A 22,986-nucleotide genomic window follows, 5' to 3' on the forward strand; every position below is an offset into this window, starting at 1 on the left:
AATTTGGTAATGTAAAATTAGTATTGTCGAAATCCTCCAGAATCCCCCGGATTGCCACCGGGGGATTTATGATTATTTCATTGCATGGATGTAATAACGTAATACTTGTTCTATGTCTATTTTCAACTCTCGGAACGGGAATCCTAATTCACTAGCTTTTCCATTGTGTAATGTACAATTAATTACTTCATTGTAAGGCGCTGCATGATCTCCTACCCCTTGAACGAGTGCTTTTATTCCCGTATTTTCTTCTATGAAATGAATGATTTCTCTAGTAGAAACTACTCCATTACTACAAGCATTGATTGGCCCTTCTATACTTTCCACCCCGCACCAAGCTAAAAATTGGCCTGCTTCTTCTTCATGTATAAACGAAAACTCTCCATCTAAATGTTTCACCGCGACAGGCTCTTGCTTCACAATATGTTCAACGTAAAATTGTAACCTTTTCGTATAATCGTTTTCTCCAATAACAACTGGAAAACGGACTGCAACAACTGGGAATGTTGCTTGTTGAAATACAGTAGCTTCAGCTAATCGCTTGCCTTCACCATAATTAAAATTCTTCCTATCCCCATACGTAACGGCATACTCATACGGATTAAAGTCCTCTTCTAACAAACCTAGTGCTGGCTCGTAAACAGCCATTGAAGATGTCATAACGTATTTCTTCGTTTTTCCTCGTAACACTTCACATACTACCTTCGCTGCATTCGAGCTATAGCATAAATTATCGTATACGATATCATAACTTTTATCTTCTAGACGCTCTGCTAGTTGTTTCTCATCTTCTCTATCGACAATCAGCCTTTTTACTGCACTTCCAAAAGGATCTTCTGTAATCCCTCTCGTCGCAATCGTTACATCGTGTCCATTTTGCAAAAGTGCTTCTACTAAATGTTTACCAAAAAATCTTGTTCCCCCTAGTACTAATACTTTTTTCAACTTCATCATCCCCATTTTGATAAAATGTAAAATACTACCTCTCTATTATAGATGCTAATATAGAAAAAGCATGGAATTCGTTTAACGATTCCATGCTTTTCTACAGAAAGTATATTAACGTACTCGATATTTATAAATACAATAACAGAAGTATAAAATAGAAATTACGGATACATAAACCCATAGATCATATACGAATCCCTCGCCCCATACTCCCATAAAATAAAAGAGTGAAGGCAACGTTAATGTTACCCATGATTGTACGAAAGCAATTCTTCCAAGATATTGATTGATATTCTTTTTTTGTGTATTTAATACAAAGAATAAATACCAAAGCAATGCCCACATAAACCACGTTAACGCATTAACAACATCATGGAATTGAACAAATGAAACAACCATATAGAATAAAGCAATAACTGCTACCCAAATACAGAACCACCCTAGACCACTGCTATCCATTCCTTTTATAAAAGTAACACCTACATATAAATAGGTTAATCCAAATAAGAAAGTAGCTGCATATGAATATACCGTCCAATTGCTTTGGTCAGAAATCATGATTAGATAGAACGGAATAATAATTTGTAGTGCACCCACAAATAAATTAAAAACACCCGCACTTTTCATTTCTGCTTTTCCTAATATAACAAGACTATTTAAAAATAAAGCTGCACCCGAAAGTAATAATCCTACGTACCCCATATATCCTCATGTGAAAACCTTACATTTTCACACTGTACCCTCCCCGTCTTGTAAAAATTATATTATTCCTTATTCTCCTTCTTACTTGCAACTACATACAAAGTTTTTTTGGAAACAAGTCAGACTTCCTACCTTAAAAAACAATAAAAAAATCCCTTTCATGCATGTCATACAGTAATGATTTCAATCAGAATGTATCACACGATAAAAACGCTTTCAATAATACGTAATTCAATCCAAAAGCTAATAAGATTATTTGATTATAAACGCACTTTAACAATGATACAAGTATTGGAATACTTTTCAATAGAACCGATTGCTATTCAAATGCTATGGTCAGTAATATTTTATTACATTCTCTTTCCTAAATTGAACATATTACTGACCTCAAGCAACATAATAAAGAATACAATTTATTATATACATAAAATATCCTACAAAATAATAAGAGAATGCTTTACTAGCTACCTTAAATCATTTGATAGCCATTTTTATTATTTACCTGCCATCTCCAAGAATCTACACACATCTCTTCTAACCCATATTCCGCTTCCCATCCTAATTCCTGTTTCGCTTTAGATACATCAGCAAAACATATTGCTACATCACCAGGACGACGCCCAATCACTTTATAAGGAATCTTTTTACCCGAAACCTTTTCAAAAGCCTTTACCATCTCCAACACACTATACCCTTTACCTGTGCCAAGATTATATGCCTCGATTCCTTTCGTCTCAAGTATTTTCTCAAGTGCTTTTACATGTCCTTTTGCAAGGTCAACAACGTGAATATAGTCACGGACACCGGTACCATCTTTTGTTGGATAATCGTTTCCGAATATATTTAGCTCCTTTAACTTACCTACTGCTACCTGCGTTACATATGGCATTAAATTATTCGGAATCCCATTTGGGTCTTCTCCAATACGACCACTTTTATGCGCTCCAAATGGATTGAAATAACGAAGTAATGCAATACTCCATTCATCATCAGCTTTTGCTACATCACGCATCATTTGCTCAATCATTAATTTTGTTTGCCCATATGGATTTGTCACACTTAGCGGAAATTCTTCTGTAATTGGTGATGTTTTTGGAATTCCATATACAGTTGCAGATGAACTAAAAATAAATTTTTTAACATGATGTTTCTGCATCACATCACATAGTATGATTGTGCTTATTATATTATTATAATAATATGTAAGAGGAATTGTAGTCGATTCCCCTACTGCTTTAAATCCAGCAAAATGTATAACCGCTTCAATGTTATTTTTCAAAAAAATCTCATTCATTTTTTCACGATTTAAAACACTTTCTTTATAAAATTCAAATTGTTTTCCTGTTATTTCTTTTACTCGGTTTAAAGACTCGATTGAACTATTTGAAAGATTATCTACGACTATAATTTTATAATTATTATTTAATAATTCTATACACGTATGACTACCAATATATCCTGCTCCACCCGTTATAAGTATCGCCATATATAGAGTCCCCCACTTATTATTAATTATAAAATTTTATAACCTTCATACACATCTATCCTACCATAAAAAGACTGATAATTTTTAATATTTGTTTTTTTTATTATTATTTATACAAAAAAGAGCCGCATAACCTTTACGTTATGCAACTCTTCAACATACATATGTGTCTATATCTTTTTTTATTAATCAAGAAGAATAAAAATTACTCGGAAATTTCATATCGTTAAATTACGTAGCAATATACACTTAAAAAGTGGGCAAGGCTTCCTAATAACACGAACACGTGAAAAATTTCATGATGCCCCATATGTTTAAACTCTAACCATTTTGGCTTTGTTCCATAAATAAATCCACCAATTGTATAAAGAATGCCTCCAAGCACTAGAAGTACGATACCTCCTGTACTTAAGTTAGCAGCTAACGGCGCAAAGAACAGAACAATTAACCAGCCCATTGTAATATAAATTGCTGTTGATAACCATCTCGGGCAACTAAACCAAAACATTTTAAAAACAATACCACAAATGGCAGTTGCATAAACTAAACAAAATAATAATAAACCGTTTGTGGAATGTAATGTAATTAAACAAAATGGTGCATATGTACCTGCAATCAATATAAAAATCATAGAATGATCAAGCTTCCGAAAGAAATAAATAACACGTTCACTGGCTACAACACTATGATATACAGCTGATGCTGTATACAAAACCATCATTCCGATACCAAACAAAATAACAGCTGTAATTGCCGCAAAAGACGGCATCTTAATAGAAACTTTTACAAGCATAGCTAATAATGCAATAAATGATAATACAGCTCCTCCCAAATGGGTAAAAGCATTAACCGGTTCCCTTATATAAGCATTCATATAAACACCCCTCATATAATTACATGTAGTTTTAATAACTACATGTAATTATATATGCATTATCATTAGAGGTCAACATTTACAATTCATTTGTTTCGTAATACCATATTTAGAGATAAACTAAACATTATGCTCCACTAAGTTATAAAAGTGAGGGGTTCTACGTGGAAAATATAAATAAATTGCTTGAAACATTACATTTAGAAAAAAATATTACGCTTGAGGATATTCCAAATGTCGACTTGTATGTAGACCAGGTTGTCCAACTATTTGAAAATACTTATGCGGATACAACAAGAACCGATGATGAAAAAGTATTAACAAAAACAATGATTAACAATTATGCAAAAGGTAAACTGTTTATTCCAATCAAAAATAAAAAATACTCAAAAGAGCATATGATTTTAATTAGCTTAATTTACCAATTAAAAGGGGCCCTTTCTATTAATGACATAAAAAGCTCCTTAGAAAATATAAATGAATCCTTATTAAGCGATGATTCATTTGAATTAAATACGCTATATAAAGATTATCTTTCTCTTACCGAAAGCAACGTCGAAAGCTTTACACAAGACGTAAATAACCGTGTTTCAGAAGTAAGTGAGATGTCTTCCTTAGAAGATCCGAACCTAGAGAAATTTTTATTACTAACATCATTTGTGTCGATGAGTAATATGTATAGACGCTTAGCTGAGAAGTTGATCGATGATTTAGAAGAGTCATAAACAAAAAAACTATCCACCTGTTATAGTGGATAGTTTTTTTGTTTACTTAATTGCCTCATGAACTTTTAATTGTTTACCTTTTATCGTTGTATTTCTCATAACCTTTAAAACAAGTGGTCCTTTTCCGTTTAATATTTCAACATAAGAAACATTATCTTGTATTGTAATAATACCTATATCATCAGCAGAAACACCTTGGATTTTAGCAATTGTACCAACAAAATCTACCGCCCTAATTTTCTTTTTCTTTCCGCCATTAAAGTACAATTTCATAATTCCTTTGTTTAGGTCTGCATTTTTATCTTTCTTTATAATTGGTTTAGCATATATCTTTTCTTCAAATACTGCTTTCCCTTTTATAACTTCTTCTTTTGAAGGTGCCAGTTCCTTTGGAATTTCAAATCCGATATATTCCTCAATCTCTTCTAAAAATCTATTTTCATAAGGCGTTATAAATGTAATAGCTTTTCCATTATTACCAGCTCTTCCTGTTCTTCCTGTACGGTGTACATAGCTTTCTTTTTCTAATGGAATATCGTAATTAATAACATGTGTGATATTATCAATATCAATTCCTCTTGCAGCTACATCTGTTGCTACTAAATAACGGAACTTTCCTTTTCTAAAATCATCCATAACTTCAAAACGATCTTCCTGTACCATACCACCGTGTATTTTGTCACAAGGATAATTCACTCGTTTTAGCTGTCTATATACATGGTCTACATTTTCTTGTGTACGACAAAAAACAATGCAACTGTCGGGATTTTCAATCATCGTTACGTCTTTAAGGAGTGAAAGCTTCTCTTCTTCCCTTACTTCAAACAGAGTATGTTCAATTTTATCCGTTGTAATCCCAGCCGCTTTAATTTCAATATGAGTTGGTGCGTTCATATATTTACGTGATAACTTTTCAACATCTTCCGGTAATGTTGCTGAAAATAGCATTGTCATTCTTTTTGTAGGTAATTCATCAATAATTGCCTCTACTTGATCGATAAAGCCCATATTTAACATTTCATCTGCTTCATCAATCACTAAATATTTTAATCGCTCTAAAGAAAGAGTTCCCTTTTCAATATGATCCAACACACGTCCTGGAGTCCCTACTACAATATGCGTCTTTTGTTTTAGCTCTAATTTTTGACGTGCAAATGGAGATTTACCATAAATTGCAGCGGCTTTAATTCTTTTGAATCGCCCTATATTCGTAATATCTTCTTTCACTTGAACAGCAAGTTCTCTCGTTGGTGTTAAAACTAACGCTTGTGGTTTATTTTCTTCCCACTCTACCATTTCACAAAGTGGTATACCGAACGAAGCTGTTTTCCCACTACCCGTTTGTGATTTTACAACAAGATCCTTCTTTTGCAATGCAACTGGAATAACCTCTCCTTGCACTTCTGTTGGATGCTCATATCCTAAACCAGTAAGTGCTCGTCTTACTTCTTTACTTAATGCATAATTACTAAAGCTTTTTTTACTCATATATTAACCTCATTTGATTTTATATTTAACCTATTCTGTTCTTCATACCTCACTTTAGACTATAGTAAGATACTATATTAATCCACTGTTTTTAATTCGTTTCAGCCTAAATTTATCTACGTATAATTTTAAAATAGTAAAGGGCAGCCTTAATTATAAGTCTGCCCTATCTATACCATATTCATTTTTACGGAACTAGTTTTTTCACAACTGGTATTCTTTGCAATACTAACGTAATTACCATACTAAGAACAATTGTAATCGTTACATTAATAGGTATTGCCAATATTGCATGTACACGCTCATTTACTTTAGGGAAAACCATGTACAACAAGTTATTTAATAAGAAGAAGTGAAGAATATAGATTCCAAGGCTTGCTTGATTTATAAAACGGAATAACAATGGTAATTCTCTTTCTGATTTTTGGAAAGCATATTTGAAAAATACAAATAATCCAATCGCCATCAGTACAACGCCTGGCGCAAAATATCCATACCAAAAATGCTCTAATTGTCCATTTGCCTTTACTGTATAGTAATAAGTAATAAAGAATGTACTAATAAATCCTACGAATCCTCCAATGTAAGAAATATTTCTCCATTTTTTCGAAATATCGTAATTGGATAAGTAATAACCAAGTAGGAAGTACCCTACATAATTCGTAACATAAAATAATTCAATATTAAAGTTGATAGGATAATAATATTTCACTAAATTGACTATAACAGACGCATATAACCATAAAATTAAAAAGTATTCTATTTCTCTTTTTTTAGCGTTCTTCACAAAGATTTTCAGTAGAGGTGTAATTAAATATATCCCTACAATCATGTATAAGAACCATAAATGTCCCCCAATAGTATCCGTTAAAAAGTGCTTAATCCCTTGCTTTAAAGAGGCCGGGAAATAGCCTGCATATGCCCCATATGCATAAAATATAGCGCTCCAAGCTATAAAAGGAATAATTACTTTACTCGCGCGCTTCTGTAAAAACTCTCCGACTGAAATATCTTTCGTTCCTTTTAACAATAAAGCTCCACTAATCATTACAAAAATCGGCACACTCGCACGTGAAATCGATTCAAATAGATTACCAGCCATCCAACGTGAAGCGTTATTTGCATCTAACACTGAAACATAACCAGCAGCAACGTGAATTGTAACTACTGCGATTGTTGCTAATACTCGCAACCAATCCATATATACTAGACGCTTCATTAGTACCCCTCCTAAATTTACCTATTAAACTTTTATTTTCCAAACATAATTTTACATCAAATAATACTATGTTTAAACACATTTTCATTACATGAACTTACAAAATACGTAGCTAAAATTTAATTTTCAAATATAAACATGAAAACCTTTGACTTATGAGTGAAAATAATGTAAATTATCCTTTGGACGAACATTTTTAAGTAAACTGAATAAAATATTCGTATTTTAGGGGTGTAAATGATGGAAAACGTATTCGACTATGAAGATATTCAATTAATTCCTGCAAAATGTATTGTAAATAGCCGCTCTGAATGTGATACAACTGTCACTTTAGGAAAACATAAATTTAAATTACCTGTCGTACCTGCAAATATGCAAACGATTATTGATGAAAGAATTGCAACTTATTTAGCTGAAAATAATTACTTCTATATCATGCATCGTTTCCAACCAGAGAAACGAATCTCATTCATTAGAGATATGCAATCACGTGGATTAATCGCTTCTATTAGCGTTGGTGTAAAAGAGGACGAATATGAATTCGTACAGCAATTAGCTGCTGAGCACCTTACGCCTGAATATATCACGATTGACATTGCGCATGGACATTCTAATGCTGTAATCAACATGATTCAACATATTAAAAAGCATTTACCAGAAAGCTTCGTTATCGCTGGAAACGTTGGAACTCCAGAAGCGGTAAGAGAATTAGAAAATGCTGGTGCTGACGCAACAAAAGTTGGTATTGGACCTGGTAAGGTTTGTATTACTAAAATTAAAACAGGCTTTGGAACTGGCGGTTGGCAGCTAGCTGCACTTCGCTGGTGTGCAAAAGCTGCAAGTAAGCCAATTATCGCTGACGGTGGTATTCGTACACACGGCGACGTAGCTAAATCTATTCGATTTGGGGCGACTATGGTTATGATCGGTTCTCTATTCGCTGGTCATGAAGAGTCTCCAGGGGAAACAATCGAAAAAGACGGCAAACTTTATAAAGAGTACTTCGGTTCAGCTTCTGAATTCCAAAAAGGTGAGAAGAAAAACGTTGAAGGTAAGAAAATGTTCGTTGAGCATAAAGGTTCTTTAGAAGACACTTTAATTGAAATGGAACAAGATCTTCAATCTTCTATCTCTTACGCTGGTGGAACAAAATTAGATTCAATTCGTACTGTAGATTATGTAGTCGTGAAAAACTCTATTTTCAACGGTGATAAAGTATATTAATTTTTAAATTTAACTCGAAGGACAAGCATTTTTATGCTTGTCCTTCTTTTCATGTATAGAAATGTAAAATATTTTCATTTTACTGAATTTTCTAGTATCATGTTTTTAGATACTTATAATAAGGGGGATATAACAAATGAAAAATGTAATTGAGAAACGCCATATTCGCGCAGAAGTCCCTACTGAACTAACGTGGGACCTCTCTGATTTATACGAATGTGATAAAGAGTGGGAAACTGCATTACTTGTATTAACAGACGATATAAAAAAACTTGATGCGTTTAAAGGACAATTACACACTAGCGCCACTACCTTATTACATTGCCTACTTTTAGAAGAAGAGCTTTTAATGGAGTTAACAAAACTATACTCCTATGCAAATTTAAAAGAATCCACTGATCGTACAAACCCAGTTATTCAAGCGAACTCTGCCAAAATTGCTGCCTTATGGACAAAAGTACATACTGCACTATCCTTTATCCATAATGAAATCCTCTCATTCGAAGAAGGAACAATTGAAAAATATTTAGCTGAAGAAACAAAACTCGAACCTTTCCGTAAATCATTACTAGACATACTGCAAAAAAGGCAGCACACGCTCTCTCCTGAAACAGAAGAAGCTCTTGCTGCACTTGGCGAAGTACATAATTCTCCATACAAAATTTACAGTATGACTAAATTAGCCGATATGGATTTTACCTCCATACAAGACGAGCAAGGAAACGAACTACCTATATCATTTGCATTATTTGAAAGCAAATATGAGTTCTCTCCAAGCGTAGACATACGTAGGAAAGCATACTCATCATTTGTTTCCACCTTGAAACGATATACGAATACAGTGGCAACAACATATGCGACTGAAGTGAAAAAACAAGTAACACTCTCTCGTTTACGCAAATTCGAATCTGTTACTCATATGCTTTTAGAACCTCAAAAAGTTCCACTTGAAATGTATAACAATCAACTTGATATTATTTATAAAGAATTAGCGCCTCATATGCGCCGTTTTGCAGATTTAAAAAAGAAAGTATTAGGACTCGATCAAATGCTGTTCTGCGACTTACATGCACCTTTAGATCCCGAATTTAATCCAACCATCACATACAAGGAGGCTGGTAAATTAATTCAAGATTCTTTAAAGGTATTAGGCGATGAATATAGTTCCATTATTGAAAAAGGATTCAAAGAAAGATGGGTTGATCTTGCAGATAACGTAGGCAAATCAACCGGAGCATTTTGTTCAAGCCCATATGGTTCTCATCCATACATTTTAATTACATGGCAAAATACGATGCGTGGATGCTTCACATTAGCACATGAATTCGGACATGCTGGTCATTTTTATTTAGCAAATAAAAACCAGCGTATTATGAATGTACGTCCATCTATGTACTTTGTTGAGGCACCATCTACAATGAATGAATTACTATTAGCCCAGCATTTATTAGCAACGAATGACGATAAGAGAATGCGCAGATGGGTGATTCTGCAACTACTCGGCACATATTATCACAACTTTGTTACTCACTTACTTGAGGGAGAATATCAAAGAAGAGTATACACGCTAGCAGAAGAAGGCGGAGCACTTACAGCTACAACTTTAACTGAAATAAAGACAAATGTACTTTCTACATTCTGGGGAAATTCTGTAGAAATTGACGAAGGCGCTGGCTTAACTTGGATGCGTCAACCTCATTATTATATGGGCTTATATTCTTACACCTATTCCGCTGGCCTTACTGCATCTACTGCGGTAGCTCAAATGATTAAAGAAGAAGGACAACCTGCTGTTGACCGCTGGTTAGATGTACTTCGCGCTGGTGGTACGATGAAACCACTTGAATTAATGAAACATGCCGGAGTAGATATGTCAAAACCAGATGCAATACGTAAAGCTGTTTCTTACGTCGGCTCCTTAATCGATGAATTAGAACGCTCTTATCAAGAATAAAAAATAAGCCCTCGCTTTATGAGGGCTTGTTTCATATTTATTTTCCAAATCTTTTACGGTATCCACATTTTCTGCATAGCTCTTCGACTGCAACTCTTTTCGAAAATCCATCGACAATGTTTGTCGCTCTTTCACCTTCTATAATGCTAGAAAATGAGTCATTATTAATATTCCCAAGGTTAATAATCCCTTCACCATCTAAACAGCAAGGAATAACTGTTCCGTTCGCTAAAATTCCAGCCTGATTTCGAAGACCATGACAGAATCCTTTTCCATCATCCTCTTCTTCATGTAATGCCGGCCACTGGAATTCATAGTCTTGATTAATAAAGACACGTTCCGCAATTTTTATACCTTTTCCCGGTGTAAGCTTCTCTTCGATTTGATAAGATAGGCCAAACTCATTTTCAATGATGGATAATAGATCTCTATTTTTCTGGATTTCAGCATTTGTTTTATTATCCTGGGTTAAATTCCATAACCGTAGTGAAACAATTAAATCCGATTGACTTGTCGCCTCTCTAATGAAGGAAAGTATACTCCTTACATAACCTTCTTTATCTTGCGAACCTGGATGCCCATCAAAACTGTGCAGTGAAAAATTCATTTGTCTTAATGCAGGCTTATTTAACAGTCTATGCCTTCTCTTATTAATTAACGTTCCGTTCGTTGTAATATTAACTTTAAACCCTTTTTCATGGCTTAAATCTAGCAGTTGATCTATTTTGGGATGAAGCAACGGCTCACCCTTCACGTGCAAATAAATGTAGTCTGTGTGAGGTTTAATTTGGTCTAATCTTTTCGCAAAATCCTCCACAGAAATGAACTGCTTCTGCCTTTCCGTCGGCGGACAAAAGCTGCACGCAAGATTACATACACTCGTAATCTCCAAGTAAAACTTTTTAAACTTCTTCACCTTTAATTCCTCACTTCTATGACTACTTATACTTTTTTCCTCTTCATATTACATCATATTTTTTTAGAAATAGAAACATACTTATTTTAGGAAATATAGAAAACGGCCACATCTGTAGCCGTTTGAATGTACTATTACTATTTATGATACGGTTCCCCACGATTAATACGAAACGCTCTATACACTTGCTCAAGCAATACTAATCGCATTAATTGGTGTGGTAATGTCATCTTTGAAAAAGAAAGAGATTCGTTTGAACGCTTCATTACTTCTGAACTTAGTCCAAGTGATCCACCAATTACAAAGGCAACTTTGCTCTTTCCATATGTAGCAAGACGATCTAAGCTTACTGCAAATTCTTCTGATGATTTTTGTTTTCCTTCTATCGCTAACGCAATGACATGCGTATCGTCAGAAATTTTATCCAGTATACGTATACCTTCTTTTTCTTTTACAATTAACATTTCTGCTTCACTTAAATTTTCTGGTGCCTTTTCATCTGGCAATTCAATTACTTCTACTTTTGCGTATGCAGATAATCGTTTTAAGTATTCTGCTATACCTTGTTTTAAATATTTTTCTTTTAATTTCCCAATTGAAATAATCGAGATATTCACACGTATTCCCCACCTTACAAACATGTTATCCACATAACTTATCCACATATCCACAAATGTTACCCACATATTGTGTGAGAATCTGTGTTCGATACAACATATGTCGCCTCGTTTTGACAAAATTCACATGTTTTTTTCTCTTTTTCTGAGTTATCCACATTGTTAATAACTGGCGCAACTTCACACTCATCCACAATAATATCTAAAGCTAATTCAACATGCTCTAAACAACAAGGTAAATTCATATTCTTCACCTCACTTTTCTACAATAGAAAACAGGAGGTAGGCCCTCCTGTTTTTAATACTTTTGAATGCCTAGTTTAACCGTTGTTGTTGCTCGTTTTGTACCACGATAAAACGTAAGTGTCATTTTATCATTAATTTTTTTATCATATAAGGCCGTACGGAATCCGATAATATCGCGAACTGGTTTTCCATCTACTGCTACAATCACATCGTGTTCTCGTAAACCAGCATCTACACCTGGCGAAGGACTTTTCACATCTAAAATGCAAACTCCTTCTGTTACATTAGCTGGTAAATGTAATGTTTTTGACCAATGGTAATTTGGAATCTCATTTAACGATCTAAGTTCAATTCCAACATACGGTCTTCTTACTTTTCCGTACTTCTCTAATTCATTCATAATAGGAACAGCTCTAGTAACAGGAATAGCTAGTCCAATTCCTTCTACTTCTTTTGCTGCAATTTTCATTGAGTTAATGCCAATTAATTGACCTGCCGCATTTACAAGCGCACCACCACTATTACCTGGATTAATTGCTGCATCTGTTTGCAATACTTCTACTTGCCAATCGTAATGTCCATCTTGATCCAAATCTACAGGAACAATACGTTCATTAGCTGAAATAATGCCTTGTGTGACAGTCCCAGAAAATTGCAGTCCTAGCGGGTTTCCAATCGCAATGACCGGTTCTCCTCTACGAACAGTATTAGAATCGCCAATTTCAATTATTTTTTTCACATGCTTTGCATCTATTTGTAGTACAGCCAAATCTGTAACCACATCAGTTCCTAATACTTTTCCCGGGACTTTCTTACCGTCACTCAAACTTACTTCAATACGATTCGCCCCAGCAACAACATGATTATTCGTTACGATATAAGCTTGGCCATCTGCCTTTTTATAAATTACACCTGATCCTGTACCAGCTTCTGAATCTGCCTCTGAAAAATTATCTCGTTGAATATTAATAACGCCAACAACAGCTTCAGACGCACGATCAACAGCATCCACAAAGCTAATTTGTTTAATTCCTTGCGCTTCGGCCATATTACTCCCACTTGCTTCAGCTTGTGGAAGCGCGCCTGCATCATTTGCAAATAAAGGAGCTCCAAATGCAAATAACGAAGCTCCTACAATTGTTCCTGCTATGCTAGAAATAACAATACCTTTATGCTTCTTTTTCCTTGCACGTTTCATACGATAATTTTCTTCATCAATAAAGGACATATTTGTTCACCTATCTTCCTGAAAACAACTATATTCACCTTTATTGTTTACTAAAATGAAGAATTATACGTATTGAATTTTTGTCGGCATTTTTGGATCTGTATCGTGAATTTCAAAGGCTTCTCCCACTCCAAATCCTTTTTCCTCTAATACTTGTGACACTGACATACGTGCTAGTTCTTTCATATTATTATCTAAGCTTAAATGCGCTAAATAAATATGTTTTGTCTCGTCTGTAATTACATCTGCCATCGCTAATGCAGCGTCCTCATTACAAACGTGCCCCACATCACTTAAAATACGTCGCTTAATACTCCATGGATACCGTCCCATACGAAGCATTTCCACGTCATGATTACTTTCAAATACGAAAGCGTTAGCTCCCTTAATAACACCTTTCATACGGTCACTCACGTATCCCGTATCTGTAATAAGGGCTAACTTTCTATTATTGTTGTGAAAAGCATAGAACATCGGCTCTGCGGCGTCATGAGAAACTCCAAATGACTCGACCTCAATATCACCGAATGTTTTCACATCCCCAACTGAGAAAATGAACTTTTGCTCTGTTGGGATATTTCCTATTAAGTGTTCCATTGCATTCCATGTTTTCTCATTTGCATAAACAGGCAAATCATATTTACGTGCTAATACACCTAATCCTTTAATATGATCGCTATGTTCATGTGTTACAAGAATACCCGATACATCATTTATATTTAGTTCTGCCTGTTTAAATAAAGCCTCTGTTGCTTTACCACTTAAACCTGCATCGACGAGTAATTTCTTTTCATCTGTTCCTACATATAGCATATTCCCTGTACTTCCACTTGCAAGTACGCTAAAATGCAACCCCATTCTTTCTCACTCCAGTATGTTCATCAACCACTTGATTTTCCCTTTCCCCTAATTCCATAACTTGTCCTTCAATTGCATTTACAAAGAAGTCCTGCTTCTGCTCCGTTTTTAAATTCCATGTTGGAGCGAGTACTTGGTTATTAGAAGTAGATGCGGTAAGGGTGGCATAACCAATTTGTGCTTCTTTTACATGTGTATTCCCATGAACTTTATTTTTTAAGTACAGATTCTCTAAAGCCGTTTGAGCAGTAATAATTTCTTGCTGTTTCGTTTTTTCACTTTCGCCCATTTCTTTTAAATCAGTTAGCATCGTCTGCGTGTACGACACAAGTTCATTTTTTTCATTTAATTCCACAACAATCATTGCCTGATCGTTATAGAAAATAGGCTTATCTTTATACTTTTGGAAGAAGTAAATTTTAGAGTCTTTCATCGCCCCATACTCATACTTTTGTCCATCCAATACATAGTTCTTCAAAAAATCACTATACTTATCTTTGGATAATGATTTTGTATTCAAAAAGGGCTCTTTCAGCTTACTTTCTATCTTGTACATATTCTGTATATGCGCTGTTTGATTTTTTAAAGACTGTATATCTTCTTCTTTAAATGCCTTGTTTTCCGCCCTAATAAATGACTCTTTTTTCGGTTCTTTAGGGAAATTACCCATAGTAATTTTGTTTGCTTTTAATTCTTGATCTATCTTTGTTTCTGCAATAAGCTCCAATTGATTACTATCTTGCTTTTGAATGAATTGAAAAATGAGAAAGAGGTCCAAAACAAAAAAGGTCACAATAAATATGGTTTTAATCCGATCCCAATCCATTTAGTCCTCCCTCACTCCACTCATATATTTTTTGTTTGCCAGCTTCATCTTCAACAAACTTTACATACCAAATTGGCTGTAGTCGAGCCACTTGTCCATCTAGTGCTAATTTGTATCCGATACCAATGTCTTTAATCAATCGTTTATCTACAGCGGCATTATTTTCTAAGGATGCTATCACAACATGACCTGATGGAAGAGTAACCTTCTGTTCGATACCTTTCGTATTTAAAGACAACAACGGTCTTTCATATTCCATTACTTCTTCTGATCCCCATACTTGTCTCAATTCAGCTAGTCCATCTGTATTGAATACGGGATATCCATCTTCCTGTAAGCGGAATACTGTCTGTCCTTTATTCATATAGTCCAAACGATATGGATCCAAACTCCCACTGTGACCATTTACAAAATCAAAACTTTTTTGTAAAAGCATTAAATTATCTGGCTTTTTCTCACTTAAAACAGAAGAATTTTTATACTTTAGCATATGCTGATCGTTTTCAATCTCCATAGACCTAATACCATCTGTAAATATTTCTTTCGATTTCTCGATAATAGGGCTTAAATAACGTGGGTCACTAAAAAGAGCATTCTTAAATGTATCAACCGCTAAATTTGATGAAATATATGTTATATTACTTAATTCTGTCGTTCCATCTGGTAAAAATAGCTTTTTCATATCATTAATTTGATAGTCAAAATAAGGTTTTGCTGATACTACAAATTGATTTTGTGCATTTACAATATCTTTTAAATACACACCACTTAATTTTGCTTCATATATTCTAGAGTTATCACCATCGGAAACAAAATTAATTTTAATTTCTTGATCCCTACTTCTAGAAGGGTCAAGAATAATTCGATTAAAGTGTTTAGGCTTATCTATACTTTTTTCTTTCATACTAAACATAGATTTAACTGCATCAAATGGGATGTTGGTAGGGAAAATAAGTTCAATTTTCCCTTCACCATGCACATAAGAAAGGAAGTCAGTCTTAGCAATCGATATCTCTTTGAACTCATGTAATTCCCCTGCTTCCAAAGGTCTATAGATTGATTCTATATCTCCCTCTCTTTTGCTCCCGTAATGATTTTTATCTTTATGCACGATGATAGAAGTAGGGCGGACAACATCAGCGATTTTAGTTTGAGTAGTTCCTTCATTCCCCTGCACAAATTTTGCGTTTTGCATAGATGTGGAATCTGGCACATACGTCCATAAGTTAAAAGTAAGAAATAGACTAATTACAACTAAGTTAATTAAAACTATCGTTTTAACATTTTCCATACTCATTCCCATTCGTCCTCTTCATCCGCTGCCATTGGCAATGTGAAATAAATCGTTGTCCCTTTTCCTTCCTCACTCTTCGCCCAAATCGAGCCACCATGTGCCTCAATCATTTCTTTCGCAATTGCTAATCCAAGTCCTGTACCACCCATTTGTCTTGAACGTGCTTTATCTACACGATAAAAACGCTCAAAGATTTTATCGACGTTTTCTTTCGGAATACCCATTCCTTGGTCACTTACACTAATCTCTAATAATTCTCCGCGATCACGTAAACGATATGTTACTGTTCCACCTTCTGGTGAATACTTTAATGCATTCGAAATAATGTTATACAATACTTGCGTAATTTTATCCGTATCCATATCAATAAATCGAGATTTTTTAGAGAAAGATCGTTTGAAACTTACGTTTTGCTCTTTAGACATTTCAAAACGATCAATAATGTTATTAAAGAAGTCAGTAAAATCGACCCATTCTTTCATTAAACGATGTTCTGTACTATCAAGTTTAGATAGTTGCAATAACGCATTTACAAGTCTAATCATTCTTTCTGTTTCTTCTTGTGTAACTGTTAAAAATTGCGGTGCAATATTCGGATCTTGCCACGCACCGTCTGTAAGTGCCTCTAAGTAGCTGCGCATTGTCGTTAATGGCGTTCTTAATTCATGAGAGACGTTTGCTACAAACTCGCGGCGTTCCCTTTCTATACGCTCCTGCTCCGTCACATCATATAATACGGCAATTAAACCATTTGCTTTCCCTGTCTCTTTTTGAATAACAGAGAAACTAGCGCGTAAAATATATGGCTCATTTCTCGTACTAAAATCTAATAAAACGGAATCAGGCTCTTCGTATAAATGATCGAGCGTAAATTCTTCTTGTATTCCCAATACTTCTAAAACAGATTGATCGAGCGCCGTTTCACGCGAAACATTTAGCATCTTTTCCGCAGGATCATTTAATAAAATAATGTCCCCTTTTCGGTCAGTAGCAATTACTCCATCTGTCATATGTGATAATACGGATGACAATTTACGTCTTTCACTTTCCGTTGAAGAACGAGCTTGTTGTAATTTTTTTGATAAATTATTGAAAGATAATGCTAATTGTCCAATTTCATCATGGCTATGCACTTTTACTTTTCTTGAATAGTTTCCTTTTGCCATTTCAATCGCTTGTCTTCGCATATCAGAGATTGGTCTCGTAATCGTTTGAGCTAACAGAATTCCAAGTACAGCTGTTACGAGTAATGCAATAACGGTTCCGGTCGCAAAGATTTGATTAATATCCTTCATCTGCTTATAAACATCTTCCATAGATGCAACAACGTAAATAGCACCAAGTGCATCTTTGTTGTTATCATCCATAATAGGAGTAATCATAACTTGTACACGGTGACCTGTACGACCATCCTTCTCAATTTTCACTTCTGGTTTTTTTTGTACCAATACCCGCTGAACAGCTATATCAGTTGATGTTCTATTTACCTTGTTTTGCTTTGACTCATCTGAAATAGCGAGCAGCTTTCTATTCGCATCAAATACACTTACCTCTTGAATATCTTTCTTTCGATCAGAGGCAAATTTTCGAATAGAAGTTTTAATCGTTTCATCTGTTGACTCTGTTTCTGCTTTTGTATAACTTTTTTTAAACTCTTGTTTCAAGTTATACGATAATAAGTTCGTTTGTTGCGTTAAAGAATCTCTAAAGCCTTGTACAAGACTCTTTTCTAACTCCCTTACGAAATATACCCCAATAACTTGCATAGCTATTAATATTAATAGCATATATATGAGTACAAATTTTAAATGAATAGATTGAAAAAAACCAACTTTCTTCATATACTATTCCTGCTCTGGGTCACGCAAGTAATACCCTACTCCACGTCTAGTGACAATTAATGTAGGATGACTTGGATTATCTTCAATTTTTTCACGTAAACGACGCACTGTTACATCCACTGTACGTACATCTCCAAAATAGTCATAACCCCAAACTGTTTGCAATAAATGTTCGCGTGTCATAACTTGTCCTAAATGCTTCGCTAAATAATGTAGTAGCTCAAATTCACGATGTGTAAGTTCAATATTTTCCTCACGTTTCGTTACACTATACGCATTTGGATTAATAACAATTGGTCCAATAACCATTTCCGTATTTTCTTCTTTTTCTGAAGCACCACCTTGTTGATGACGACGTAAATTCGCCTTCACACGAGCAAGTAATTCCCTCGTACTAAATGGCTTCGTTACATAATCATCTGCTCCAAGCTCAAGCCCTAATACTTTATCAATTTCAGAGTCCTTTGCTGTAAGCATAATAATCGGCATTTCTGAGCTTTTACGTATTTCACGACAAACCTCTAAGCCATCCTTACCTGGTAGCATAATATCTAATAAAACCATATCCGGCTGCTCTTCATTCGCTTTTTCAATCGCTTCATCACCATCATGCGCCATTACAATTTCAAAACCTTCTTTTTCTAGATTAAACTTCAAAATATCCGCAATCGGCTTTTCATCATCAACTACTAAAATTTTCTTTCCCATCATCGTCTATTTCCTCCTTATAAAGTGAAACTTTAATCAGTGGGGCTTTTCTTCATCACCCACCGATTATTAGCCCTCACCAATTGGGCATTTACGGGCAGCCCGCTCCCGCACCTAACTTCTTTACCTTTGCTGAATTTTTGTGCGTGGTCTTACTGCCCGGTAAATAGCGGGGTAAAAATATGGTCAATATCCCTAAACACATTGATGTCTACATAGTATGTCCCTATATGACCGCATCTTTTGCTTAAGTACTTTCTCCTCTATTCTCACAGACTCATGTATGATCCACTTTTACACGGAATCCTATACGACCTATAGAAAAACCTCTAGCTTCAACTGCTAGAGGCTCCTCATTCTATTTTAAAATAACTACTCAATTTTGTAAAATTGCACAAATAAAAAGGATATTAAGTGGGCCCACTTAATATCCTGAGAGTGGCTCGGGACGGAATCGAACCGCCGACACGAGGATTTTCAGTCCTCTGCTCTACCGACTGAGCTACCGAGCCAAAACTATATATAAAACCACTAATGGTGGTATAAACAAAAGTGGCGGTCCCGACCGGGGTCGAACCGGCGATCTCCTGCGTGACAGGCAGGCATGTTAACCACTACACCACGGGACCAAAAATGAACATAAAAAAACATGACCCGTACGGGATTCGAACCCGTGTTACCGCCGTGAAAGGGCGGTGTCTTAACCACTTGACCAACGGGCCACGAAAAATAAAATGGTGAGCCATGAAGGATTCGAACCTTCGACCCTCTGATTAAAAGTCAGATGCTCTACCAACTGAGCTAATGGCTCATTCTCACCAACGTCATATTTTCGTGACGACAAGATGTATCATAACATGTTTTCTTTATCTTTTGCAATACCTTTTTTTATTTTTTTATAAAAGATAAAAAAAAACTCATGCGGACATGAGTTTTTCTCAAAAATATCAATTAAGCTTCGTATACGTTACGAACAATATTTGTTTGGTTACGATCTGGTCCAACTGAGAACATAGATAATTGAATTCCTGTTAACTCAGAAACACGTTCTACGTATTTTCGTGCATTTTCAGGAAGCTCGTCTAATGATTTTACACCAGTAATATCTTCTGTCCAACCTGAAAGTTCTTCGTATACAGGCTCACATTTCGCTAAAATGTTTAAGTTTGCTGGAACTTCATCGATAACTTCGCCATTGTATTTGTAAGCAACACAAATTTTAAGAGTCGGAATACCTGTTAGAACGTCAATAGAATTTAATGATAAATCTGTTAAACCACTAACACGACGTGCATGTCTTACAACAACGCTATCGAACCAACCTACGCGGCGTGGACGACCAGTTGTCGTTCCATACTCACGACCAACTTCACGAATTTGATGACCAATTTCGTCATTAAGCTCAGTAGGGAATGGACCATCACCTACGCGGCTTGTATATGCTTTACACACACCTACAACGCGAGTAACTTTTGCAGGACCAACTCCAGTTCCAACTGTTACACCACCAGCAATCGGGTTAGAAGATGTAACGAACGGGTACGTACCGTGGTCGATATCAAGCATAACACCTTGTGCACCTTCAAATAATACACGGTGATTGTTATCTAGTGCATCATTTAATACAACAGACGTATCACATACATATTGTGCGATTTGTTGTCCGTACTCGAAGTACTCTTCGAAGATTTCTTCTACACTGAAACCTTCTGTATCGTACATTTTTTCAAATAAACGATTTTTTTCTACTAAATTGCGCTCAAGTTTTTCTTTAAACGCTTCACGATCTAAAAGATCAGCCATACGAATACCAATACGAGCAGCTTTATCCATATATGCAGGACCGATACCCTTTTTCGTTGTACCGATTTTGTTATCACCTTTACTTGCTTCTTCTAACTCATCTTGTTTTAAGTGATAAGGTAAAATAACGTGCGCACGGTTACTTACACGTAAATTATCAGTACTTACACCACGGTCGTGTAAGTATTTTAACTCTTCAAGTAATGCTTTCGGATCTACTACTAAGCCATTTCCGATTACACAAATTTTCTCTTTATAGAAAATACCAGATGGAATTAAGTGTAATTTATATTTAACTCCGCCGAAAACAATTGTATGTCCCGCGTTATTTCCACCTTGATATCTTGCAACTACTTCCGCATGCTCAGAAAGAAAATCAGTGATTTTACCTTTTCCTTCGTCGCCCCATTGTGTTCCTACAACTACTACTGAAGACATTATTAAAGCACCTCCGCGATTTTCAAACGATCTATTCAAACAATATAATTGTACCAAAACCGAAAAAGAAGTCAACCAAAAAGCGAACATTTTTTTATTAAAAAACATTTTCGTTCGTAAGAATTATATTTTTACATTATGAAAGCCTTATCTTTCCTATAAAAAAAAAGAAACACATCTTATTATAAGAAATGCATTTCTTTTTTATACTATCTTTATGCAGGCGGCGCATGTCCATCCTCGAAGCGACGTTCTAAGTTAACGAACTTATTGAACTCTTTAACGAATGCGAGCTCTACTGAGCCTACTGGACCGTTACGCTGCTTTGCAATAATAATTTCAATCGTATTTTTATTTTCCGTTTCTCGGTCATAGTAATCTTCACGATATAAGAAGGCTACGATATCAGCATCCTGCTCGATACTTCCCGATTCACGAATATCAGACATCATCGGACGTTTATCTTGACGAGATTCTACACCACGAGATAACTGTGACAAGGCAATAACAGGCACTTGCAATTCACGCGCAATCCCTTTTAATGTACGAGAAATCTCAGATACTTCTTGCTGACGGTTTTCTCCTGATTTCCCGCTTCCTTGAATAAGCTGTAAATAGTCAATCAAAACCATCCCAAGACCTTGTTCTTGCTTTAATCTACGACATTTCGCTCGAATCTCATTCACTTTAATCCCTGGTGTATCATCAATATAAATACCAGCATTAGAAAGGCTACCCATCGCCATTGTTAATTTCGCCCAATCATCAGAAGTTAATGAACCAGTACGAAGTCTTTGTGCATCAATATTTCCTTCTGCACAAAGCATACGCATAACAAGCTGATCAGAGCCCATCTCCAGACTAAAAATCGCTACATTTTCATCCGTTTTCGTCGCTACATTTTGTGCGATATTTAATGAAAATGCGGTTTTCCCTACTGATGGACGTGCCGCTACGATAATTAAATCATTTCGCTGGAAACCTGCGGTCATCTTATCTAATTCAGTAAATCCAGTTGGTATCCCCGTAACTTCACCTTTTTGATTATGCAAAAGTTCAATTTTATCGTAAGCATCTACAAGAACATCTTTAATGTTTTGGAATGCTTTTGCATTCGTTTGGTGAGATACTTCTAATATTTTTTTCTCAGCCTCATTTAAAAGGCCATCCACATCATCTTCTCTCTCATATCCATCAGACACGATATGAGTCGCCGTTCGAATCAAACGACGTAATAGCGCCTTTTCAGCGATGATTCGTGCATAATATTCTACGTTAGCAGCAGTTGGAACAACTTCTGCTAATTCTGCTAAGTAAGAAACCCCACCAACTTCTTCTAATAATCCTTGATCAGCCATTGCTGATGTCATTATTACTAAGTCAATCGGTTCTCCTTTATCAGATAACCCAAGCATGACTTCAAAAATCTTTTGATGTTTCGTTCGATAAAATGAGTCAGGTACCAATAGTTCCGATGCCGATGTTAATGCATCTTGATCAATTAATATGGCCCCTAAAACCGCCTGCTCAGCCTCTATATTATGCGGAGGGGTACGATCAGCCATTACATCACTCATACGCAATCCTCCTT

The 22,986-nt window shown here is 35.4% G+C and carries 20 protein-coding genes and 4 tRNA genes; 3 read left to right on the forward strand and 21 right to left on the reverse strand.

Annotated features, from left to right (window positions below; all coding sequences use genetic code 11):
• Positions 1 to 72: 72 nt before the first annotated feature.
• From ACTFOB_RS19505 to trhA, 4 genes are all read right to left on the reverse strand, one after another.
• On the reverse strand, positions 73 to 954 hold the full coding sequence (locus ACTFOB_RS19505) for an NAD-dependent epimerase/dehydratase family protein (protein ID WP_440027420.1): 882 nt from the start codon (positions 952 to 954) through the stop codon (positions 73 to 75).
• A gap of 105 nt (positions 955 to 1,059) precedes the next feature.
• On the reverse strand, positions 1,060 to 1,650 hold the full coding sequence (locus tag ACTFOB_RS19510; RefSeq protein ID WP_440027418.1) for an AmiS/UreI family transporter: 591 nt from the start codon (positions 1,648 to 1,650) through the stop codon (positions 1,060 to 1,062).
• Between the two features lie 469 nt (positions 1,651 to 2,119).
• Positions 2,120 to 3,136 carry a UDP-glucose 4-epimerase GalE gene (gene galE / locus ACTFOB_RS19515; RefSeq protein ID WP_440027416.1) on the reverse strand — a complete coding sequence of 339 codons (1,017 nt, stop codon included), beginning with the start codon at positions 3,134 to 3,136 and terminating at the stop codon, positions 2,120 to 2,122.
• 226 nt (positions 3,137 to 3,362) lie between these two features.
• Positions 3,363 to 4,010 (reverse strand): PAQR family membrane homeostasis protein TrhA, encoded by a 648-nt coding sequence (gene trhA / locus ACTFOB_RS19520; RefSeq protein WP_151630094.1) that lies wholly within the window; start codon positions 4,008 to 4,010, stop codon positions 3,363 to 3,365.
• 164 nt (positions 4,011 to 4,174) lie between these two features.
• Between trhA and ACTFOB_RS19525 the strand changes: the two genes are divergently transcribed.
• Positions 4,175 to 4,735, forward strand: coding sequence for a DUF1836 domain-containing protein (locus ACTFOB_RS19525; protein ID WP_440027414.1), 561 nt, complete (start codon positions 4,175 to 4,177; stop codon positions 4,733 to 4,735).
• Between the two features lie 42 nt (positions 4,736 to 4,777).
• On the opposite strand, the gene dbpA is transcribed toward ACTFOB_RS19525, so the two are convergent.
• A complete protein-coding gene (gene dbpA, locus ACTFOB_RS19530) occupies positions 4,778 to 6,223 on the reverse strand; it encodes an ATP-dependent RNA helicase DbpA (RefSeq protein WP_440027412.1) in 1,446 nt (481 codons plus the stop codon).
• A gap of 187 nt (positions 6,224 to 6,410) precedes the next feature.
• Positions 6,411 to 7,442: an acyltransferase gene (locus ACTFOB_RS19535; protein WP_151630091.1), complete on the reverse strand. Its 1,032-nt coding sequence runs from the start codon at positions 7,440 to 7,442 to the stop codon at positions 6,411 to 6,413.
• Between the two features lie 240 nt (positions 7,443 to 7,682).
• Between ACTFOB_RS19535 and guaC the strand changes: the two genes are divergently transcribed.
• The gene (gene guaC / locus ACTFOB_RS19540) at positions 7,683 to 8,666 is read left to right on the forward strand and encodes a GMP reductase (protein ID WP_000432434.1); all 984 of its coding nucleotides are present in this window, start codon (positions 7,683 to 7,685) and stop codon (positions 8,664 to 8,666) included.
• Positions 8,667 to 8,802: 136 nt separating this feature from the next.
• Positions 8,803 to 10,620: an oligoendopeptidase F gene (gene pepF, locus ACTFOB_RS19545; protein WP_440027411.1), complete on the forward strand. Its 1,818-nt coding sequence runs from the start codon at positions 8,803 to 8,805 to the stop codon at positions 10,618 to 10,620.
• Between the two features lie 37 nt (positions 10,621 to 10,657).
• Here pepF and ACTFOB_RS19550 read toward each other — a convergent pair whose 3' ends face one another.
• The 15 genes from ACTFOB_RS19550 to dnaB all read right to left on the reverse strand — a co-directional run bounded on the left by ACTFOB_RS19550 (position 10,658) and on the right by dnaB (position 22,972).
• Positions 10,658 to 11,536 (reverse strand): radical SAM/SPASM domain-containing protein, encoded by an 879-nt coding sequence (locus ACTFOB_RS19550; RefSeq protein ID WP_440027409.1) that lies wholly within the window; start codon positions 11,534 to 11,536, stop codon positions 10,658 to 10,660.
• Between the two features lie 137 nt (positions 11,537 to 11,673).
• Positions 11,674 to 12,153 (reverse strand): 23S rRNA (pseudouridine(1915)-N(3))-methyltransferase RlmH, encoded by a 480-nt coding sequence (gene rlmH / locus ACTFOB_RS19555; protein ID WP_001027003.1) that lies wholly within the window; start codon positions 12,151 to 12,153, stop codon positions 11,674 to 11,676.
• A gap of 59 nt (positions 12,154 to 12,212) precedes the next feature.
• Positions 12,213 to 12,398 (reverse strand): CxxH/CxxC protein, encoded by a 186-nt coding sequence (locus ACTFOB_RS19560; protein WP_001052827.1) that lies wholly within the window; start codon positions 12,396 to 12,398, stop codon positions 12,213 to 12,215.
• Between the two features lie 53 nt (positions 12,399 to 12,451).
• On the reverse strand, positions 12,452 to 13,627 hold the full coding sequence (locus ACTFOB_RS19565) for a S1C family serine protease (RefSeq protein ID WP_440027407.1): 1,176 nt from the start codon (positions 13,625 to 13,627) through the stop codon (positions 12,452 to 12,454).
• Positions 13,628 to 13,690: 63 nt separating this feature from the next.
• The gene (locus ACTFOB_RS19570) at positions 13,691 to 14,485 is read right to left on the reverse strand and encodes an MBL fold metallo-hydrolase (protein ID WP_000522836.1); all 795 of its coding nucleotides are present in this window, start codon (positions 14,483 to 14,485) and stop codon (positions 13,691 to 13,693) included.
• Positions 14,469 to 15,311, reverse strand: a complete 843-nt coding sequence (locus tag ACTFOB_RS19575) for a two-component system regulatory protein YycI (RefSeq protein ID WP_440027405.1) — start codon at positions 15,309 to 15,311, stop codon at positions 14,469 to 14,471. Before ACTFOB_RS19575 ends, ACTFOB_RS19570 begins: the two co-directional genes overlap by 17 nt.
• Positions 15,292 to 16,608 carry a YycH family regulatory protein gene (locus ACTFOB_RS19580; RefSeq protein WP_440027403.1) on the reverse strand — a complete coding sequence of 439 codons (1,317 nt, stop codon included), beginning with the start codon at positions 16,606 to 16,608 and terminating at the stop codon, positions 15,292 to 15,294. Before ACTFOB_RS19580 ends, ACTFOB_RS19575 begins: the two co-directional genes overlap by 20 nt.
• Positions 16,605 to 18,446, reverse strand: coding sequence for a cell wall metabolism sensor histidine kinase WalK (gene walK / locus ACTFOB_RS19585; protein WP_000755373.1), 1,842 nt, complete (start codon positions 18,444 to 18,446; stop codon positions 16,605 to 16,607). The genes ACTFOB_RS19580 and walK overlap by 4 nt, the downstream gene beginning before the upstream one ends.
• Positions 18,447 to 18,449: 3 nt before the next feature.
• Positions 18,450 to 19,157: a cell wall metabolism DNA-binding response regulator WalR gene (gene walR / locus ACTFOB_RS19590; protein ID WP_151630079.1), complete on the reverse strand. Its 708-nt coding sequence runs from the start codon at positions 19,155 to 19,157 to the stop codon at positions 18,450 to 18,452.
• 436 nt (positions 19,158 to 19,593) lie between these two features.
• Positions 19,594 to 19,666, reverse strand: a tRNA-Phe gene (locus tag ACTFOB_RS19595).
• A gap of 41 nt (positions 19,667 to 19,707) precedes the next feature.
• A tRNA-Asp gene (locus tag ACTFOB_RS19600) sits at positions 19,708 to 19,783 on the reverse strand.
• A gap of 21 nt (positions 19,784 to 19,804) precedes the next feature.
• Positions 19,805 to 19,876 (reverse strand) — tRNA-Glu (locus ACTFOB_RS19605).
• A 13-nt stretch (positions 19,877 to 19,889) separates the two neighbouring features.
• Positions 19,890 to 19,965: transfer RNA gene (locus ACTFOB_RS19610), tRNA-Lys, on the reverse strand.
• Between the two features lie 140 nt (positions 19,966 to 20,105).
• The gene (locus ACTFOB_RS19615) at positions 20,106 to 21,395 is read right to left on the reverse strand and encodes an adenylosuccinate synthase (RefSeq protein ID WP_000100234.1); all 1,290 of its coding nucleotides are present in this window, start codon (positions 21,393 to 21,395) and stop codon (positions 20,106 to 20,108) included.
• Between the two features lie 215 nt (positions 21,396 to 21,610).
• On the reverse strand, positions 21,611 to 22,972 hold the full coding sequence (gene dnaB, locus ACTFOB_RS19620; protein ID WP_001286242.1) for a replicative DNA helicase: 1,362 nt from the start codon (positions 22,970 to 22,972) through the stop codon (positions 21,611 to 21,613).
• Positions 22,973 to 22,986 lie beyond the last annotated feature (14 nt).

Source organism: Bacillus cereus group sp. MYBK79-1, assembly GCF_051915365.1.
Classification (GTDB): domain Bacteria; phylum Bacillota; class Bacilli; order Bacillales; family Bacillaceae_G; genus Bacillus_A.

Coding starts and splice junctions, on each gene's coding strand:
- ACTFOB_RS19565 (WP_440027407.1), bottom strand. CDS start 13,627: ATGTCCTTTATTGATGAAGAAAATTATCGTATGAAACGTGCAAGGAAA.
- dbpA (WP_440027412.1), bottom strand. CDS start 6,223: ATGAGTAAAAAAAGCTTTAGTAATTATGCATTAAGTAAAGAAGTAAGA.
- pepF (WP_440027411.1), top strand. CDS start 8,803: ATGAAAAATGTAATTGAGAAACGCCATATTCGCGCAGAAGTCCCTACT.
- galE (WP_440027416.1), bottom strand. CDS start 3,136: ATGGCGATACTTATAACGGGTGGAGCAGGATATATTGGTAGTCATACG.
- ACTFOB_RS19510 (WP_440027418.1), bottom strand. CDS start 1,650: ATGGGGTACGTAGGATTATTACTTTCGGGTGCAGCTTTATTTTTAAAT.
- ACTFOB_RS19505 (WP_440027420.1), bottom strand. CDS start 954: ATGATGAAGTTGAAAAAAGTATTAGTACTAGGGGGAACAAGATTTTTT.
- trhA (WP_151630094.1), bottom strand. CDS start 4,010: ATGAATGCTTATATAAGGGAACCGGTTAATGCTTTTACCCATTTGGGA.
- ACTFOB_RS19535 (WP_151630091.1), bottom strand. CDS start 7,442: ATGAAGCGTCTAGTATATATGGATTGGTTGCGAGTATTAGCAACAATC.
- walR (WP_151630079.1), bottom strand. CDS start 19,157: ATGATGGGAAAGAAAATTTTAGTAGTTGATGATGAAAAGCCGATTGCG.
- ACTFOB_RS19560 (WP_001052827.1), bottom strand. CDS start 12,398: ATGAATTTACCTTGTTGTTTAGAGCATGTTGAATTAGCTTTAGATATT.
- dnaB (WP_001286242.1), bottom strand. CDS start 22,972: ATGAGTGATGTAATGGCTGATCGTACCCCTCCGCATAATATAGAGGCT.
- ACTFOB_RS19615 (WP_000100234.1), bottom strand. CDS start 21,395: ATGTCTTCAGTAGTAGTTGTAGGAACACAATGGGGCGACGAAGGAAAA.
- ACTFOB_RS19575 (WP_440027405.1), bottom strand. CDS start 15,311: ATGGATTGGGATCGGATTAAAACCATATTTATTGTGACCTTTTTTGTT.
- walK (WP_000755373.1), bottom strand. CDS start 18,446: ATGAAGAAAGTTGGTTTTTTTCAATCTATTCATTTAAAATTTGTACTC.
- ACTFOB_RS19570 (WP_000522836.1), bottom strand. CDS start 14,485: ATGGGGTTGCATTTTAGCGTACTTGCAAGTGGAAGTACAGGGAATATG.
- ACTFOB_RS19580 (WP_440027403.1), bottom strand. CDS start 16,608: ATGAGTATGGAAAATGTTAAAACGATAGTTTTAATTAACTTAGTTGTA.
- guaC (WP_000432434.1), top strand. CDS start 7,683: ATGGAAAACGTATTCGACTATGAAGATATTCAATTAATTCCTGCAAAA.